The sequence below is a fragment of the Jidongwangia harbinensis genome, assembly GCF_020216025.1.
GTDB classification, from domain to species: Bacteria; Actinomycetota; Actinomycetes; order Mycobacteriales; family Micromonosporaceae; genus Actinoplanes; species Actinoplanes harbinensis.
The window spans coordinates 103,359-121,258 of sequence record NZ_JAIWNC010000029.1 but is presented as its reverse complement, the minus strand read 5'-3'; the positions used below and the strand labels follow the sequence as shown (position 1 = coordinate 121,258).

Here is a 17,900-nt window from a genome sequence, read left to right as displayed (position 1 = left end):
TAGAACCGGTCAGCGATCTGAGGCGGGCCTCGGGGCCTTGTCGTCCAGCCAGCCCGCGATGATCGCAGCCGTATCGGAGACGTGCCGCTCGCACATCGTGAAGTGGTCGCCCGGAGCGTCGATCGTGTCCGAGACGTGCTCCAGCGAGGTCTGCCACGCGACATCGCGGCGATCCGGGTCACCGATGAGTTCGGAGGCGCGGACGAGCAGCGTCGGGAAGGGCACCGGATCGGTACGCCAGGTGCGAACGAGCCGTTCGTACCAGGCGAACGCGGACAGCCGGGTCGAGTCGAAACCGTTCACGATGTGCTCGCGGGCGTACAGCGCTCGCCACAGGTTGGTGCGGGTCTCGGCGGTGGCCGGTGCGTCGAGGAGGTAGGTGTCCAGCAGTACCACGGCCCGGACCGCCCGGCCGCGATCGGCCAGGCGGCGGGCGGCCTCGTACGCCAGGATCCCGCCGGACGAACTGCCGAGCAGGACCACCGGCTCGGCACCGCCGTCCCGGGCGATCGCGTCGGCCAGCCCGTCCACCAGTGCCTCCCGGGTGGCCGGGAGGACCTCCTCGGGGCCGAACCCGGACGGCGTCAGGCAGGACACCGACCAATCCGCGGGCACGGCCGAGACCAGGCCGAAATAGGCGTGCGGACCGGTGATCGGCACGATCGGCGCCAGGCAGACCAGCCGGGTACCCGCTTCGCCGGCCGGGCCCGTGGCCAACCGGTCCACGATCGGCGACACCGGTTCGGCCGACATCGGCCGTAGCCGCGCGAGACCGGCGGCCAGTGCGTCCGCCTCCTCGATCCGCCCGTCCGCCACGGCCGTGCGGTGCAGGTCCGCGGCCGGGTCGGGACCGGCGCGGCCGGGGGCCGGCGCACTGTCCAGCTCGCCGGCCAGGTAGGCGGCCAGATCGTGCGGCGTGGGGTGGGCGAACACGACGGCGCTCGGCAGCACCAGGCCGGTCGCGGCCGCCAGCCGGTTGCGCAGTTCGAGGGACGTGACCGAGTCGGCGCCGAAGTCGCGGAATGCCGAGTGGGTGCCGATCGTCTCGGCGGACCGATGTCCGAGCACCGCGGCGGCCTCCGTGCGGACCAGCTCGACCAGCAGGCTCCGCTGTTCGTCAGCGGATCGGCCGCGCAGCCGGGCCGCGATCCCCTGGTCCCCGGCCGGGGGCGCCACCGCCGGAGCGGCCGTTGCCTCGGCGAGGCCGTCGAAGAACGGACTCGGCCGGGCCGAGGTGTACACCGGCACGTACGTGTTCCAGTCGATGTCCGCGACCACCAGCGCCGTCCCGTCCTCGCCGGCTTCCCGGCCGAGCAGGTCGAGGCCCAGGTCGCCGTCGATGAACGACATCCCGGTCCGTGCGAGTCGACCGATGTCCGACTCGCTCATCGCCGGACGGGCGACCGTCCACGGGCCCCAGGCGATCAGGGTGGCGCGGCCGCCCCGGGCCCGGCGTTGCGCGGCCAGCGCCTCCAGGTAGGCGTTGGCGGCGACCTGAGCGGCGTGCCGGCCGCTGCCCCAGGCGCCGGCCACCGAGGAGAACAGGATGAACCCGTCGACATCGGCGTCGCCGAGCAGCTCGTCCAGGTGCGCGGCCCCGGCGACCTTGGCGTGGACGATGTCGGCGAACCGGGTGAGGCTGGTGCTCCCGAGGGATTCGAGGCCACCGGAGCCGGCGGCGTGCACCACGGTACGAACGCGGTGCCCGCCGGCGGCGAGCTGATCCAGCACCGCGGCGACGGAGTCCCGTTCGGTCAGGTCGCACGCCACCACCGTGGCATCGGTTCCGAGTTCGGCCAGCTCGCCGACCAACTCGGGGGCGCCTGCGGTGACTATTCCCTTCCGGCTGGTCAGGACGATGTGCTCGGCCCCCCGCCGGGCGAGCCATCGGGCGATCCGGCCGCCCAGCAGGCCCGTGCCCCCGGTGACCAGGGTGGTGCCGCGGAACGTGCGGTCGCCGCCCGTTCCGGGGGAAGCGGGGGCGCGCACCAGGCGCCGGCCGAAGACGCCGGACCGGCGGACGGCGACCTGATCCTCACCGGACTGGGCGGACAGCACCGCCGCCAGCTTTCCGGCCGTGTCCGCGTCCAGACGGGCGGGAAGGTCGGCGATCCCGCCCCACCGGGCCGGAGCCTCCAACGCGGCGGTCCATCCCACGCCGTGCACCATGGCCTGCAGCGGGCGGTGTACCGGGTCCGCCGGTCCGGTGGAGACGGCGCCGCGGGTCATCGCCCACACCGGAACGTCGGCCTCCGCGGTCAGCACCGCTTGGATCAGCGTGACGGTCAGGGCCAGGCCGACCGGCAGGGCCGGCGTGGTGGCCATCGACCACTCGGCGGCGGCGAGGGCCGACACGATGCCGGTCACTCCGCGCAGCTCGCCGAGGCGATCGGCCAGGACCGCCGGATCGGTACACGTCTCGTCGAGCACCACTCGCCGTAGGCGCGCCCCGTGCGCGACCAGCGTGTCGGCGATGTCGGCGTCCTCCGGCCCGTCGACGGTGACGAACAACCAGGTGCCGGTGAGCGCCGGTGCGGCGGATACCGGAACCGGCACCCAGGCCGGACGGTACCGCCAGGACGCGGTTCGCTCCCGCCGGTCCAGCCCGCTCCGCCACGCCGACAACGCCGGCAGAAGCTCCTCGAGCGCCGCGCGGCGTTCGCGGTCGAGGCCGATCAGGGCGGCGACCGCGTCGGCGTCGGTGCGGCGCACGGCCGACCAGAGCGGCGCATCCGCCGGGACGGTCCGGTCCTCGGAAACCGGCGTGACCGGCGCGGTCCAGAGCCGCTCGGCGTGGAACGCGTACGTCGGCAGGTCGACCAGCCGCCCACCGGACAGCACGGCGCCCCAGTCGACGGTGACACCGTGGATGTGCGCGTCGCCGAGCGACCGCAGCAGGCGGTCCATGCCGCCGTCATCGCGCCGCAGGGTGCCGAGAACCGCGGCCGTGGTCCCGCCCGCCTCGGCGATCTGACTGATCCCCACCGCCAGCACGGGATGCGGGCTGATCTCGATCACCGTCGGATACCCGTCCGCCACCAGCGTTTCCACGGTGTCGGCGAAGCGCACCGGCTCGCGCAGGTTACGGCGCCAGTACTCGGCGTCCAAGGTGCCGCCGTCGAGCCGCGCACCGCCGACCGTCGAGTAGAAGGCCGCCCGTCCCGCCCGGGGCCGGATCGGCGCCAGGGCCCGCAGCAGCTCTGCCTCGATCTCCTCGACCGCGGCCGAATGGGCGGCGAAGTCCACGCCGGCCAGCCGCCACCGCATGATCCGCGCCTTGGACAGCCGGCGCTCGAACGCCGCCACGTCCGCCGCCTCGCCGGAGACCGTCACCGACCGTGGTCCGTTGACCGCCGCGATCGACACCGCGCCGCGGTCGTCGGCCAGCAGAGCCGCCACCTGCTCGGCCGAGGCCATCACCGACATCATGGCGCCGTGCCCGGAGAGCCGTTCCCGGATGAGCCGACTCCGGGTCGCCACGATGCGGGCGCCGTCCGCGAGCGACAGCGCGCCGGCGACACACGCTGCGGCGACCTCGCCCTGGGAGTGGCCGATCACCGCCTCCGGCTCGACGCCGAACGACCGCCAGACCGCCGCGAGCGACACCATGACGGCCCACAGCACCGGCTGCAGCACGTCGGGCGCGTCCACCGCCGGTCCATCCGGGTGGCCGCGCAGCACGTCGACCAGAGACCAGTCGACGTACGGTGCCAGCGCCGCGCCGCACTCTTCGACGGCGGCGGCGAACGCGGGGCAGCTGTCCAGCAGCTCGACTCCCATGCCCGGCCACGCGGCGTCCTGTCCGGAGAAGGCGAAGACCACCGGGCCGCTCTCCCGCGCGGTGCCGCTCTGCACGCCCGGGTCCGGCCGGCCGGCGGCCAGGGCGGCCAGGCTCGGGCGCAGCTCGCCGGGCCGGCCGACGAGCACGGCGCGGTGCGGGAACGTGGACCGCGACCGGGCCAGCGAGTACCCGATGTCCAGTGGGCGCAGGTCGGGACGGGTCCCGACGTGGTTCAGCAGTCTGCCGGCCTGCGCCCGTAGACCGTCCGCCGAGCGGGCCGCGAGTATCCAGGGCAGTGGCCCGGCCGGATCGACGGCGCCGGGCCCGGGCACCGGTCGCGGCGCGGCCGGCGGCGGTGCCTGCTCCAGAATCAGGTGCGCGTTGGTGCCGCTGAGCCCGAACGCCGACACGGCGCCCCGTCGCGGACGGCCCAGGTCCGGCCACGGCGTCGGCGCCGTCAGCAGCCGGACCGTCCCGGCCGACCAGTCGATGCGGGTCGACGGCTGGGCCGCGTGCAAGGTGGGCGGGAGCTGGCCCTGCCGGAGAGCCATCACCATCTTGATCACGCCGGTGACGCCGGCGGCCAGCTGGGTATGCCCGATGTTCGACTTCGCCGATCCGATCAGCAACGGCGGATTGCCGCGCCGGTCCTGGCCGTAGGTGGCCGTCAGTGCCCGCACCTCGATCGGATCGCCCAGCGCCGTGCCGGTGCCGTGTGCCTCGACCGCGTCGACGTCGACTCCCGACAACCCGCCGTTCGCCAGCGCCTGCCGGATCACCCGCTGCTGGGCGGTCCCGCGGGGGGCGGTCAGGCCGTTGGACGATCCGTCGGAGTTCATCGCCGACCCGCGGATGACCGCCAGCACCGGGTGACCGTTGCGCTGCGCGTCCGACAGCTTCTCCAGGACGACCAGTCCCGCGCCCTCGGCGATCCCCATTCCGTCCGCGGTGTCCGCGAACGCCTTGCATCGTCCGTCCGGGGCCAGGACCCGCAGGCGGCTCATCGAGATGAGCAGGTCCGGGCTGCTCAACACGGTCACCCCGCCGGCCAGTGCGAGGTCGCTCTCGCCCGAACGCAGCGACTGACAGGCGAGGTGCATCGCGACCAGAGACGCCGAGCAGGCGGTGTCCACCGTGACGGCCGGGCCCACCAGGCCGAACGTGTAGGCGACCCGGCCGGACAGCACGCTCGTGCCCGTCCCGCTCGCCTGGTAGCCGTCGGTGTCGGCCGACGCCGGCCGGCCGTACGGGCTGTGGGCCGCGGCGAGGAACGTGCCGGTGCGGGTTTCCCGCAGGGACGCGGGCACGATCGAGGCGCGCTCGAAGGCCTCCCAGGCCAGTTCCAGAATGATCCGTTGCTGTGGGTCCATCATCGCCGCCTCCCGCGGCGAGATGTGGAAGTGTGCCGCGTCGAACGCCGCCACGTCGGTGAGGAAGCCACCGGCGGGCGCCGCGATCCGGCCGATCCGGCCGGGGTCCGGATCGTAGAGCCCGGGATCCCAGCCGCGGTCGGCCGGCAGCGGGGACACGGCGTCGACCCCGTGCATCAGAAGATCCCACAGTTGCTCGGGCGAGTTCGCGTCACCCGGCAGGCGGCAACTCATCCCGACGATCGCGATGGGCTCGTCGGCGAGCGTCGGGCCGGCCCCGTGCGGGGCCTCCTCGACGTCTGCCACGTCGCCGCGAGCCACCTCCGTGTGGAGGTGATCGGCGAGCGCGCCGGGCGTCGGATGGTCGAAGACCACGGTGGGGGCCAACGGGATGCCGAGTTCCGCGGACAGCCGGTGCCGGAGCTCGACCGCCGTCAACGAATCGAATCCGTGGTCCCGGAAGCTCAGGTCGACGTCGACCCGGCCCGGATCGGCCAGGCCCAGGACCGTGGCCGCCGACCGCCGGATGAGGTCCACGATCGACCGGCGCGACCGCGCCGCGCGCCCGGAACCGGGTGCCGGGACGTCGGGCGGCCGGGAGACCGTTCCGGCGTCGTCGGCCCGGCGGCCGGGCAGCTCGCCTCCGGTGGCCTCGCCGCCGGTCGCCCGGAAGCCGGGCGCGACGAAGAACCGCCGGCGCCGGAACGCGTACGTCGGCAGGCTGATCCGCCGGACTCCCGGTCCGCCGAGCACCGCTCCCCAGTCGACGTCGACGCCGTCGACACCGAGCCGGGCGACGGTCGCCAGGAGCGTCGCCGATTCGGGCTGATTCCGGCGCAGCGTGGGAAGCAGAACGGTCTCCGGATCGGAGAGGGTCTCCCGTCCCATGGCCGTCAGCACGCCGTCCGGACCCAGTTCCACGATTCGCCGTACCCCGTGGGCGTGCATCCGCTGGACCGCGTCCGCGAAGCGGACCGGCTCGCGGACCTGCCGGAGCCAGTACCCGGCGGTGGCCCACTCCGTCCCGCTGCCGCCCCCGGTCACCGTCGACACGCCGGGGACGGCCGCCGGGTGGAAGGCCAGCCCGGCCAGCACGGCGCCGAAGTCGTCCAGCATCGGCTCCATGCGGGCGGAGTGGAAGGCGTGGCTCACCGGCAGCCGCCGGACTCGCCGGCCCTGCGCCGCGAAGCGGTCCGCCACGGCGAGCACCGCCGCCTCGTCGCCGGACAGGACCACGGACGACGTCGTGTTCACCGCCGCGAGAAACACCTCGCCGCTCAGCCACGGCCGGACGTCGTCCTCGGTCGCCTGCACCGCGACCATCGCGCCGCCGGCCGGCAGGGCCTGCATGAGCCGGCCCCGGGCCGCGACCAGCCGCACGGCATCGGCGAGCGACAGGACGCCCGCGGCCTGCGCCGCGGCGATCTCCCCGACGGAATGCCCGGCCACCAGATCCGGGTGTATCCCCCAGGACGCCAGCAGCCGGTGCAGCGCCACCTCGACGGCGAACAGGGCCGGCTGCGCATAGCCGGTCTGATCGAGGAGGGCCGCCTCGGGCCCGCCCGGGGCGGCGGAGAACACCGGCCGCAGCGGTGGTCCAGGCTCGCCGTCGACGAGGTCCAGCACCTCGTCCAGGGCGGTCGCGAACACCGGGAACGCCGCGGAGAGTTCGGCACCCATGCCGATCCGCTGCGCGCCCTGACCGGTGAAGGTGAACCCGAGCGTCCCGCCGAGCGGACGGCCCGTCCCGCGGATCAGGCCGGCGTGCTCGCGGTCGGCGACCAGTGCGTCGAACGCCCGGCCCGCGCTCTCCCGGTCCGCGGCCAGGACGACGGCGCGATGCCGGAACCTGGTGCGGGCGGTGGCCAGGGTGAACGCCACCTCCCGCAGATCGTGCCGGGCCAGCACCGGGCGGAGGCTCTCGGCCTGATCGCCGACCGCCTCCGCGACGGGTGCGGACAGCACCAACGGGAGTACGTCCGGCGCCGGAGCCGGCGTCTCGACCGGCGGCTGTGGTTCGGGTTCCGCCTGTTCGAGGATCAGATGCGCGTTCGTGCCGCTGATGCCGAACGACGACACGGCCGCCCGTCGCGGCCGGCCGGTCCGCGGCCACGGCACCCGTTCGGTCAGCAGCCGCAGGCCGTCGCCGGTCCAGTCGATCCGGGACGACGGCGTCGTGACGTGCAGGGTCCGGGGCAGTTCCCCGTGCCGCAGCGCGAGCACCATCTTGATGACGCCGAGCACGCCCGCCGCCGCCTGGGCGTGCCCGATGTTCGACTTCAGCGATCCCAGCAGCAGCGGCCGGGGCGCCCGTTCCCGGCCGTACGCGGCCAGCAGTGCTTCGGCCTCGATCGGATCGCCCAGCCGGGTGCCGGTCCCGTGCGCCTCGACCGCGTCGACGTCCTCCGGCTGGAGCCGGGCGTCCGCCAGCGCCTGCCGGATCACCCGTTCCTGCGCCGTGGCGTTCGGTGCGGTGAGCCCGTTCGACGCGCCGTCGGCGTTGACCGCGCTGCCCCGGACCACGGCGAACACCTCGTAGCCCTGGCGGCGGGCGGTGGACAGCCGCGTGAGTACCACCATGCCGACGCCCTCGGCCCAGGCGGTTCCGTCCGCGTCGTCGGAGAACGACCGGCACCGGCCGGTCGGCGAGAGACCGCCCTGGCGGGTGAACTCGACGAACATGCCGGGGGTCGGCATCACCGTGACGCCGCCGGCCACCGCCGTCTCGCACTCACCGCCGAGCAGGGCCCGCGCCGCGAGGTGCAGCGCGACCAGCGACGAGGAACAGGCGGTGTCGACGGTCACCGCGGGACCCTCGAACCCGAACTGGTACGCGACGCGGCCGGACAGGACGCTCAGCGTCGTCCCGGTCAGGGCGAAGCCGTCCGCGTTGTCCCCGGCCGAGTCGTGCAGGGCCGGCCCGTAGTCCTGGTGGGTGGCGCCGACGAAGACCCCGGTCCGGGTGCCGCGCAGCGCGTCGGGCGCCGAACCGGTGCTCTCCAGCGCCTCCCAGGCCGTCTCCAGCACGAGGCGCTGCTGCGGGTCCATGGCCGTCGCCTCGCGCGGGCTGATGCCGAAGAACTCGGCGTCGAAGTCCATCGCGTCCGGCAGAAAGCCGCCCTCCGACGAGGCGAGGGGCAGGTCACCGATCGTCCAGCCCCGGTCCGCCGGAAAGTCCGTGATCGCGTCCCGGCCGTCGCTGAGCAGTCGCCACAGCTCGTCCGGAGTGGTCACGCCGCCGGGCCCGCGGCAGGCCATCCCGACGACCACCACCGGGTCCGCGGCGGCGGCCGGCGACGTGCCGGTCACCTGGGCCGGCGCCGGCGCGGCGTCCCGGTCGCCCAGTTCCCGGTGCAGGTGGGCGGCGAGTTCCGCCGGGGTGGGGTGGTTGAACACCAGGGTGGGCGGCAACCGGCGGCCCAACTCGTCGGACAGACGCTCCCGCAGCTCGACCGAGGTGAGCGAGTCGAACCCATGGTCCTTGAACGTCACGTCGGGGTCGACCGTCGCCGGATCGGCGTGGCCGAGAACCGCCGCCGCCGACCGCTGAACGAGCGCCACCAGCGCGCGCCCGGATCCGCCGGGCGGCGCCGCCGCCCGACCGTGCTCGGCGGGCGCGGGCGGGCCGGCCACAGCGGACGGACCGGCCACGGCGGACGGACCAGCCACAGCGGACGGACCAGCCACAGCGGACGGACCAGCCACGGCGGGCGGACCAGCCACAGCGGCGGGCGAGCCCGCCAGGGCGGCGCCCGGGAGGCCGGGCGTCGCGGTCGGTGGCGTCGAGGTGGGGTCCGCGCCGAGCGCGACCACGACGGCCGGCCCGGCGCGTCGGGCGGCGTCGAACAGTTCCGCTCCCGGGCCCGCCGCGATCGGCCAGAGCCCGAGGCGGGACAGCCGCCGGCGGATGACCGGCGGCAGCGTGCCGGCCATCCCGGTGTCCCACAGTCCCCAGACGATGGATCTGGCGGGCAGGCCGGCGCTCTGCCGATGCTCGGCGAGCGCGTCCAGAAAGGCATTGGCGGCGGTGTAGTTCGCCTGGCCGGCACCGCCGAGATGCCCGCTCACCGAGGAGTAGAGGATGAAGGCGGCGAGCGGCCGGTCCCGGGTGAGTTCGTGCAGGTGCCAGGCCGCGTCGGCCTTGGCGCGCCAGACCGGGTGCAGCCGGGCCGGCGTCATGGACCCCACCGCCGCGTCGTCGAGCACTCCGGCGGTGTGCACGATCGCGGTCAGCGGCCGGTCGGCCGGGACGCCCGCCAGCACACCGGCGAGCGCGGCGCGGTCGGCGACGTCGCCGGCGACGACGTCGACGTGCGCACCGGCCGCGGACAATTCGGCGACCAGTTCCGCCACGCCGGTCGCCGTGGCGCCACGCCGGCTGACGAGCAGCAGGTACCGCACGCCCGAGGTCCGGACCAGGTGCCGGGCGACGTGCCCGCCGAGCCCGCCGGTTCCGCCGGTGACCAGCACCGTCCCGGCCGGGTCCCAGGGCACCGGCAGGGTCAGTACGACCTTGCCGACATGCCTGGCCTGGCTCATCACGCGGAACGCGTCCACCGCCTGCCGGACCGGGAACGTCCGCACCGGAGGCGGCGTCAGGGCGCCCGCGGCCAGCAGGTCCACCACCGTGCGCAGCATGCCGCGGATCTCCTCGACCGGCACGTCGAACAGGTCGAAGGCGGTGTAGGTGACCCCGTACCGGTCGGCGACCTCGGCGGAGTCCCGCACGTCAGCCTTGCCGATCTCGACGAAGCGGCCACCGGCCCGCGTCAGGCGCAGGGACGCGTCGACGAACTCCCCGGTGAGCGCGTCCAGCACGACATCGACGCCGCGGCCACCGCTGGCCGACCGGAACCGGTCCTCGAAGTCGACGGTCCGGGACGAGGCGAGGTGGTCGTCGGCGATTCCCCGGGCCCGCAGGTGCTCCCACTTGCCGGGGCTGGCGGTGGCGTACACCTCCGCCCCGAGGTGGCGCGCCAGGCTCACCGCCGCCATGCCGACCCCGCCGGCCGCGGCGTGGATCAGCACCGATTCCCCCGCCCGCAGCCGGGCCACGTGCACCAGAGCGTGGTACGCCGTGAGGAATGCGGCGGGGATCGCGGCCGCCTGCGCAAACGACCAGTCCGGCGGAACCGGCACGAGGACCCGGGCATCCACATCGGCGTGCGAACCGAGCGCCGGGGCGAACAGGCCCAGCACCCGGGTGCCCACCGGGAGGTCGTCGACGCCGGGACCGGTCTGCACCACCACGCCGGATCCCTCGACGCCGAACGGTACGTCCCCGGGATACATGCCGAGCGCGTTCAGAACGTCCCGGAAGTTGAGCCCCGCCGCACGGATCGCCACCCGTACCTGTCCGGCAGCGGGCGACGTCGCGCCGGTGGCGACCGCACGCAGGCCGTCCAGCATTCCCTTGCGGGCGGTCACCAGCTGCCAGGGGGCGCCGTCCGCGGGCGGCTCGATCCCGGACGGCAGCGGCCGCATACGTGGTGTCCGCAGCGCCTGCGACCGGATCGCCACCTGCGGCTCGGGCAGAGCGAGCGCCTCCGGCACCGGCGGGCCCGGTGCGGGTGCCGGTCCGGCCGGTGCCGGGTCGAGGTCCACCAGCTGGATCCGGCCGGGATGTTCTGCCTGGATGCCGCGAACCAGTCCCCACACGGCGGCGGCCGCCGGATCGGGCGCCGGATCGCCGCTGTCGGCACGGACCGCGCCGACCGTGACGACGGTCAACGTGGCCACGGCTCGGGCTGCGGATGGCCGGACCGGCGGCGTGAGGTCCGGCGAGTCGTGGTGCGCGAGCCAGGCCCGCACCTGGTCGAGCACGGTCGTGGTCGCGACCCGGGCGACGTCGGCCGCGTTCGCACCGGCCCGCGGCACCACCGGCAGCAGCACCGCGTCCGGTGGCGGGGTGGTCGTCGGCCCCGCCTCGAACAGCGCGTCCAGGTCGGGGTAGAACGCCGGGGGCGCGGTGAACGACGCGGCCATGCCCCACGGATCCCGCCCGATCACCGCCACCTGCAACGGCGCCGGAACGATCGGCGCGGCGGCGGCCGGCCAGTCGAAGTGCAGCAGCCGGCCGGTCGGCTCGGCCGTACCGGCATCCGGCGCCGGGTGCCGCGTGCGGCCGGCGTCCTCGGCCGGCGCCGGGCGCATGACCAGTGAATCCACGGTGATCACCGGCCGGCCGGTGTCGTCGGTGGCGGTGATCGTCACGGTGTCCGCACCCTCGACCCGGACCGCGACTCGCAGCGCGGCGGAGCCGCCCGCGTGCAGGGCCACCCCGGACCAGCTGAACGGCAGCCGCGTCCCGGCGTGCGGCCAGTCGAGCAGTGCGGTGGCCTGCACCGCGGCGTCGAACAGAGCGGGATGGAGCGGGTGCGCGGCCGCACCGGCGGAGAGCGGGGAAGGAAGGGCCACCTCGGCGAACACCTCGGTGTCGCGGCGCCACGCCCGGCGCAGGCCACGGAACGCGGGCCCGTACCCGAATCCGCGGGAGGCGGAGGTCTCGTGGAAGTCGTCGAGGTCGACCGGAACGGCGCCGGCCGGCGGCCACACCGGGCCGGCCGGTGGACCGGTGCCCGCGACCGTCCCGAGGACGCCGCTGGCATGTCGGGTCCACGGGTCGGCGTCGGTGCGCCGCGCGTGGACGCGGTACCTGCGGTCGCCGTTCCGGTCGGGTGCGTCGATCAGCTGCTGCACCGTCGTACCGCCGTCGGCGGACAGTGGCAACGGCGCTTCGATCGTCAACTCGACGACCCGGCCGGCCTCCACCTGTGCGCCGGCCGCGAGCGCCAGGTCCAGGAACGCGGTGCCGGGCAGGATGGCGCTGCCGTGCACGACGTGGTCGGCAAGCCACGGGGTGGTGTCCAGCGACAGCCGTCCGACGATGAGCCGGCCGCCGTTGCCCGGCAGGTCCGTCACGGCCGGCGCGGAGAACAGGGGCGACGTACCCTCGGGGTCGGCCACCCGTCGCGGCGACCGGGCCAGGAAACGCCGCCGCTGGAACGCGTACGTCGGCAGGTCGCAGCGGCGGGCACCGCGCCCGCGCAGCACGGCGGACCAGTCCACGTCGACGCCGTCGACGTCCAGACGGGCGAGCGCGGCCAGCGCCGTCCGGGTCTCCGGACGGTCCCGGCGCAGCATCGGCACGGCCACCGCCTCGTGGCCGTCGTCCGCGAGGTTCTCGCGGACCATGGCCGTCAGCACACCGTCCGGGCCGAGTTCCAGGAAGCGGCGCACCCCGGCCGTCCGCATCGCCCGGACGGCGTCCGCGAACCGCACCGGCTCGCGGACCTGGCGCACCCAGTACTCCGGCGTGGCCAGGTCGTCGGTGATGAGCCGGCCGGTCACGGTGGAGATCACCGGGAGGTTCGGTGAGCCGAAGGTGAGACCGGCCACGACCGTACGGAATTCGTCGATCATGGGGTCCATGTGCGCCGAGTGGAAGGCGTGGCTGACGGTCAGCCGCCGGGTGCGGCGGCCCTCTGCCGCCAGGGCGTCGGCGACGGCACGGACGGCCTCCTCGTCGCCGGACAACACCACCGATGTCGGGGTGTTGACCGCGGCCATGGACACCCCGGACCGCAGCAGGGGCCGGACGTCGTCCTCGCCGGCTTCCACGGCGACCATGGCGCCCCCGCCGGGCAGCGCCTGCATGAGCCGGCCACGGGCGGTGACCAGGCGCGCGGCATCACGAAGCGACAGCACGCCCGCGATGTGCGCGGCGGCGACCTCGCCGACGGAGTGCCCGGCCACGACCTCGGGTCGGACGCCCCAGGACGTACTCAGCCGGTGCAGCGCCGTCTGCACCGCGAACAGCGCGGGCTGCGCATAGCCCGTCTGGTCGAGCAGCAGCGCGGCCGGGGTATCCGGCGCGGCGAACAGGACGTCCCGCAGCGGCGGCTCGAACCCACCGCCGGCCACGTCCAGCACCTCGTCGAGGGCCTGCGCGAAGACCGGGAACCGGTCGTAGAGTTCCGCACCCATGCGCGCTCGCTGGGCGCCCTGCCCGGTGCAGAGCACACCCACCTTCCCGCCGCCGCGCCGCGGCGGCCCGGACACGACGCCGGGATGGGCGGTTCCGGCGGCCAGCGCGGCACCGGCCTCGTCGGCGCCGTCCCGGTCGTCCGCCAGCAGGACCGCTCGGTGGGCGAGCCGCGTCCGGGTGGTCGCCAGCGAGTAGGCCACGTCCAGCAGTGCGGTCTCGGGCGGCAACGGGCAGAGGCGGGCCGCCTGCCCGCGTACCGCGTCCGCGGAGTGCCCCGACACCACGAGCGGCACGGTCTCCAGGCGCGGCGCCGGCGGTACGGACGGCGGGGCCACGGGTTCGGCCGGCGCCTCCTCGACGATGGCGTGCGCGTTGGTGCCGCTGATCCCGAACGACGACACACCCGCACGGCGGATCCGGCCGGTCCGCGGCCACGGTACCGGTTCGGTCAGCAGCTGGACGCCGGCCCAGTCGACCCGCGACGACGGCGCGGTGACGTGCAGCGTCCGGGACAGTTCCTCGTGGCGCAGGGCCAGCACCATCTTGATCAGACCGAGGATTCCGGCGGCGGCCTGGGTGTGGCCCACATTGGATTTCAGCGACCCGAGCAGCAGCGGGCGGTCCGCACGGTCCCGGCCGTACGTGGCGACCAGCGCTTCCGCCTCGATCGGATCACCGAGCCGGGTGCCCGTGCCGTGCGCCTCGACCGCATCGACGTCCTGGGCCCGCAGGCCGGCGTCGCGCAGGGCCCGCTGGATCACCCGCTCCTGCGCCGACCCGTTCGGCGCGGTGAGTCCGTTGGAGGCACCGTCCGAGTTGATCGCCGTGCCGCGGATGACGCCGAGGACCCGGTGCCCGTGCCGGCGTGCCGCGGACAAGTTCTCGAGCACCAGCATGCCGGCGCCCTCCGACCAGACGGTCCCGTCGGCGTCGTCGGAGAACGACCGGCACCGCCCGCTGGGTGAAAGGCCGCCCTGGCGGTCGAACTCCACGAACATCCCCGGTGTCGGCATGACCGCGACGCCGCCGACCAGCGCACGCTCGCATTCGCCGTCCCGCATGGCCCGGGTGGCCTGGTGCAGGGCGACCAGAGACGAGGAGCAGGCGGTGTCGACGGTCACGGCCGGGCCCTCGAACCCGAACTGGTATGCGATGCGACCCGACATCATGCTCACCGACGTGCCGGTCAGGGCGAACCCGTCCACCGGCGTGCCGCGGGACTCGTCCATCCGCGGTCCGTAGTCCTGGTGGCTGGCGCCGATGAAGACTCCGGTCGGCGAGCCGCGCAATCCGGCCGGGCCGAGGCCGGCGTCCTCCAGCGCCTCCCAGGCCGTCTCCAGGACGAGCCGCTGCTGCGGGTCCATCGCGGTCGCCTCGCGCGGGCTGATCCCGAACAGGGCGGCGTCGAAGTCGAAGGCGTGCGGCAGGAATCCGCCCTCCCGGCGGGCGAGATCCATCCCGTCGAGCGACCACCCCCGGTCGGCCGGAAACGCGGAGATCGTGTCCGCACCGCGGCTGAGCAGCCGCCACATGGCTGCCGGCGAGTCCACTCCCCCCGGCAGCCGGCACGCCATGCCGACGATGACGACGGGGTCGTCCGCCACCGGCGGCGACGGCTTGGCGGGGCCCGCGGCGCCCGCGGTCCCCGGAGCCTCCGGCCGGTCCGGGACGCCGGCCAGCTCGCCGAGCAGGAACTCCGCGAGCGACATCGGGGTCGGATGGTTGAACACCAGCGAGGTGGGGGTCTGCAGGCCGGCCTCCGCATCCACCCGGTTGCGGAGGTCCATCGACATCGCGGAGTCGAAGCCCAGGTCCTTGAACGTCGACTCCGGGTCGACGACGTCGTCGTCGTGACCGAGCAGGACCGCGGTCTCGTGCCGGACCCAGTCGCGCAGCATCGACCGGCGGTCCGCCGGGTCGCTCGCGGCGAACGCGCGGGGCAGGGTCGGCCCGGTTTCCGGTTCGTCCGTCGCGGCCGGATCGATGGCCGGAGACGACGGCGGTGTGGCCCCGGCCGCCGCGCCGGCCGGCGCCAGCCAGTAGGGGCGCCGCTGGAAGGGGTAGGTGGGCAGGGACACCCGGCGACCGCCCGCGGTGGCGGCGCTCCAGTCGACGCCGGCCCCGGCGACATGCGCCGCGGCGAGCGAGTGCAGCAGCCGGCGCCGGTCCGGCTCGTTGCGGCGCAGACTGCCGACCGCGGTGACCTTCCGGCCGTGCTGCGCCGCGGTCTCCTCCACCGCGGCGCGCAGGATCGGATGGGGGCTCATCTCGAGGAAGGTGTCGTGCCCGGTCGACGTCAGCCGCTCCACGGTGTCCGCGAACCGGACGGTCTCGCGCAGGTTCCGGCACCAGTACCCGACGTTCAGCTCGGTCGTGGGCAGCTCCGCCGCGGTGACGGTGGAGTAGAACGGGACGCTCGCGGCCCGCGGGTCGATCGGGCCCAGCTCCGCGGAGAGCCGGGCCGCCGCGGGCTCGACCTGCGGCGAGTGTGAGGCGACGTCCACCTCGACGAGACGGGACCGGACGTCGCGGGCGGTCAGCTCGCCGTGGAGCCGGTGGACGGCGTCGATCGTGCCGGCGAGCACCACCGAGCGGGGCCCGTTGACCGCGGCCACGGCCAGCGCCCCGTCCGAACGGGCCGCGTACCGCTCCGCCTCCGCCGGCTCCAGCGCGGTGGAGACCATCGCACCGGTACCGGCGACGTCCCGCGCCAGGATCCGGCTGCGTACCGCGATGACGCGGGCGCCGTCGGGCAGCGACAGGCCGCCCGCCACGCAGGCCGCCGCGATCTCGCCCTGGGAGTGCCCCAGGACGGCGGCGGGTTCCACACCGAACGACCGCCAGACCTCGGCGAGGGCGACCATGACCGCCCACAGCACCGGCTGCACCACGTCGGTGCGGCGCAGCGCCTCCTCGTCGTCCAGGGCCGCGGTCAGCGACCAGTCCGTGAACGGGGCCAGCGCCTCGGCGCACTGGTCCATCCGCCGCCGGAAGACCGGCGAGGTGGCGATCAGCTCGCGGCCCATCCCGCACCACTGCGAGCCCTGACCGGGGAAGACGAACACCACCCGCCGCCGGTCCCCGCGGACCAGGCCGTCGATCACGTTCGGGTGGCTCCGTCCGGCGGTGACGGCGTCGAGACCGTCGAGCAGGTCGTCCCGGCCGGTGGCGAGGAGAACCGACCGGTGTGCGAACCGGGACCGGCCGCCGTCCAAGGTCGACGCGACGTCGGGCAGCGACAGGTCCGGCCGTTCCCGCAGCCGTACGGCAAGGTTGCCGGCCTGGTCCCGGAGGGCGATCGCGGAGCGTGCGGACAGCAGGAACGGAAGCGGCGCCGGGGCCACCGCGTCCGGCGTCTCCGGTACCGGTTCGCACGGGGTGGCCGGAGCCGACGACACGACGACGTGACAGTTCGACCCGCCGACGCCGAACGACGACACGCCGGCCAGCATCGGACCGTCGCGGTCCGGCCACGTCTCCAGCTCGCCGACGACCCGCAGCGGACAGGCGGCGAAGTCGATCGCCGGATTCGGCCTGGTGAAGTGCAAGCTGGGCGGAAGCTGACCGTGCCGGACGGCGAGTGCGGTCTTGAGGAGCCCGACGATGCCGGCCGCGCCTTCCAGATGCCCGACGTTGGTCTTGGCCGAGCCGACCCGCAACGGCCGCTCCGGTGACCGGCCCGCGCCGAGCACCGCGGTCAGCGCCGCGGCCTCGACGGGATCACCGACCGGGGTTCCGGTGCCGTGCAGCTCCACGTACTGCACCGCAGCGGGGTCCGCGCCGGCCCGCCGGTACGCCTCTGCCAGCACCGATCGCTGTCCGGCCTCGCCGGGGGTGGTCTGCCCCGCGGTTGCGCCGTCGTTGTTCGTGGCGCTGCCGCGGATCACACAGTAGATCCGGTCCCGGTCGGCCAGGGCCACGGAGAGTGGTTTCAGGATCACCACCGCCCCGCCCTCGCCGCGGACGTAGCCGTTGGCTCGGGCGTCGAAGGTGAAGCACCGGCCGTCGGGCGACAGGCCGCCGAATCGGTGCGCCACCTCGGCGCCGTGTGGGGTCAGATGCAGATTCACTCCGGCGGCCAGCGCCAGCTGTGAGTCGCCGCGCTGCAGGGACTCGACCGCGAGGTGGACCGCCACCAGTGACGACGACTGCGCGGTGTCGACCGTGAGGCTGGGCCCGGTGATGCCGAGCAGGTAGGAGACCCGGTTCGCGATGAGGCCGCGGCTGACACCGGTGAGGGTGTGATGGTCGACCGCCGGGCTACCCGCGGCGTGGGTCAGCTTCGCGTAGTCGTCGGCCATCGCCCCGACCATGACCGCGGCCCTCGTGTCCCGCAGCGCCGCCGGCACGATTCCCGCGTCTTCCAACGCCTCCCAGCACAGCTCCAGGGTCAACCGTTGCTGCGGATCCATCGCCTGTGCCTGGCGCGGCGTGAGCCGGAAGAAGGCCGGGTCGAACCCGGCGACGTCGGGCAGGAATCCGCCCCGGGCCGCGGCGTCGTCGATGCCGGATCCGAACCGCCCCGGCGGCGCCACGGTGACGGCGTCGGTCCCGTCCCGCAGCAAGGCCCAGAACGCCTCCGGATCCGCCGCGCCCGGCAGCCGGCAGGAGACACCGACGACCGCGACCGCGAGTTCGGGCGAGGGGGTGATCGGCAGATGCATCGGGTCTCCAGTCTCCGCGGCTCACGCGTCACGCTCAGCGGATCAGATGATCGATGTCGGCGACGGACACGTGACAAAGCACGCGCAATCCTGCCCGC

1 protein-coding gene is annotated in these 17,900 nt (G+C 74.8%); it reads right to left on the bottom strand.

Annotated features, from left to right (window positions below; all coding sequences use genetic code 11):
- Window positions 1-9 precede the first annotated feature (9 nt).
- Window positions 10-17,802: a type I polyketide synthase gene (locus LDL48_RS30795; RefSeq protein WP_225258630.1), complete on the bottom strand. Its 17,793-nt coding sequence runs from the start codon at window positions 17,800-17,802 to the stop codon at window positions 10-12.
- Between the last annotated feature and the right edge of the window lie 98 nt (window positions 17,803-17,900).

What these genes read in the sequence shown, in the direction of transcription:
- LDL48_RS30795 (WP_225258630.1), bottom strand. Translation starts at nt 17,802, where the DNA reads ATGCATCTGCCGATCACCCCCTCGCCCGAACTCGCGGTCGCGGTCGTC.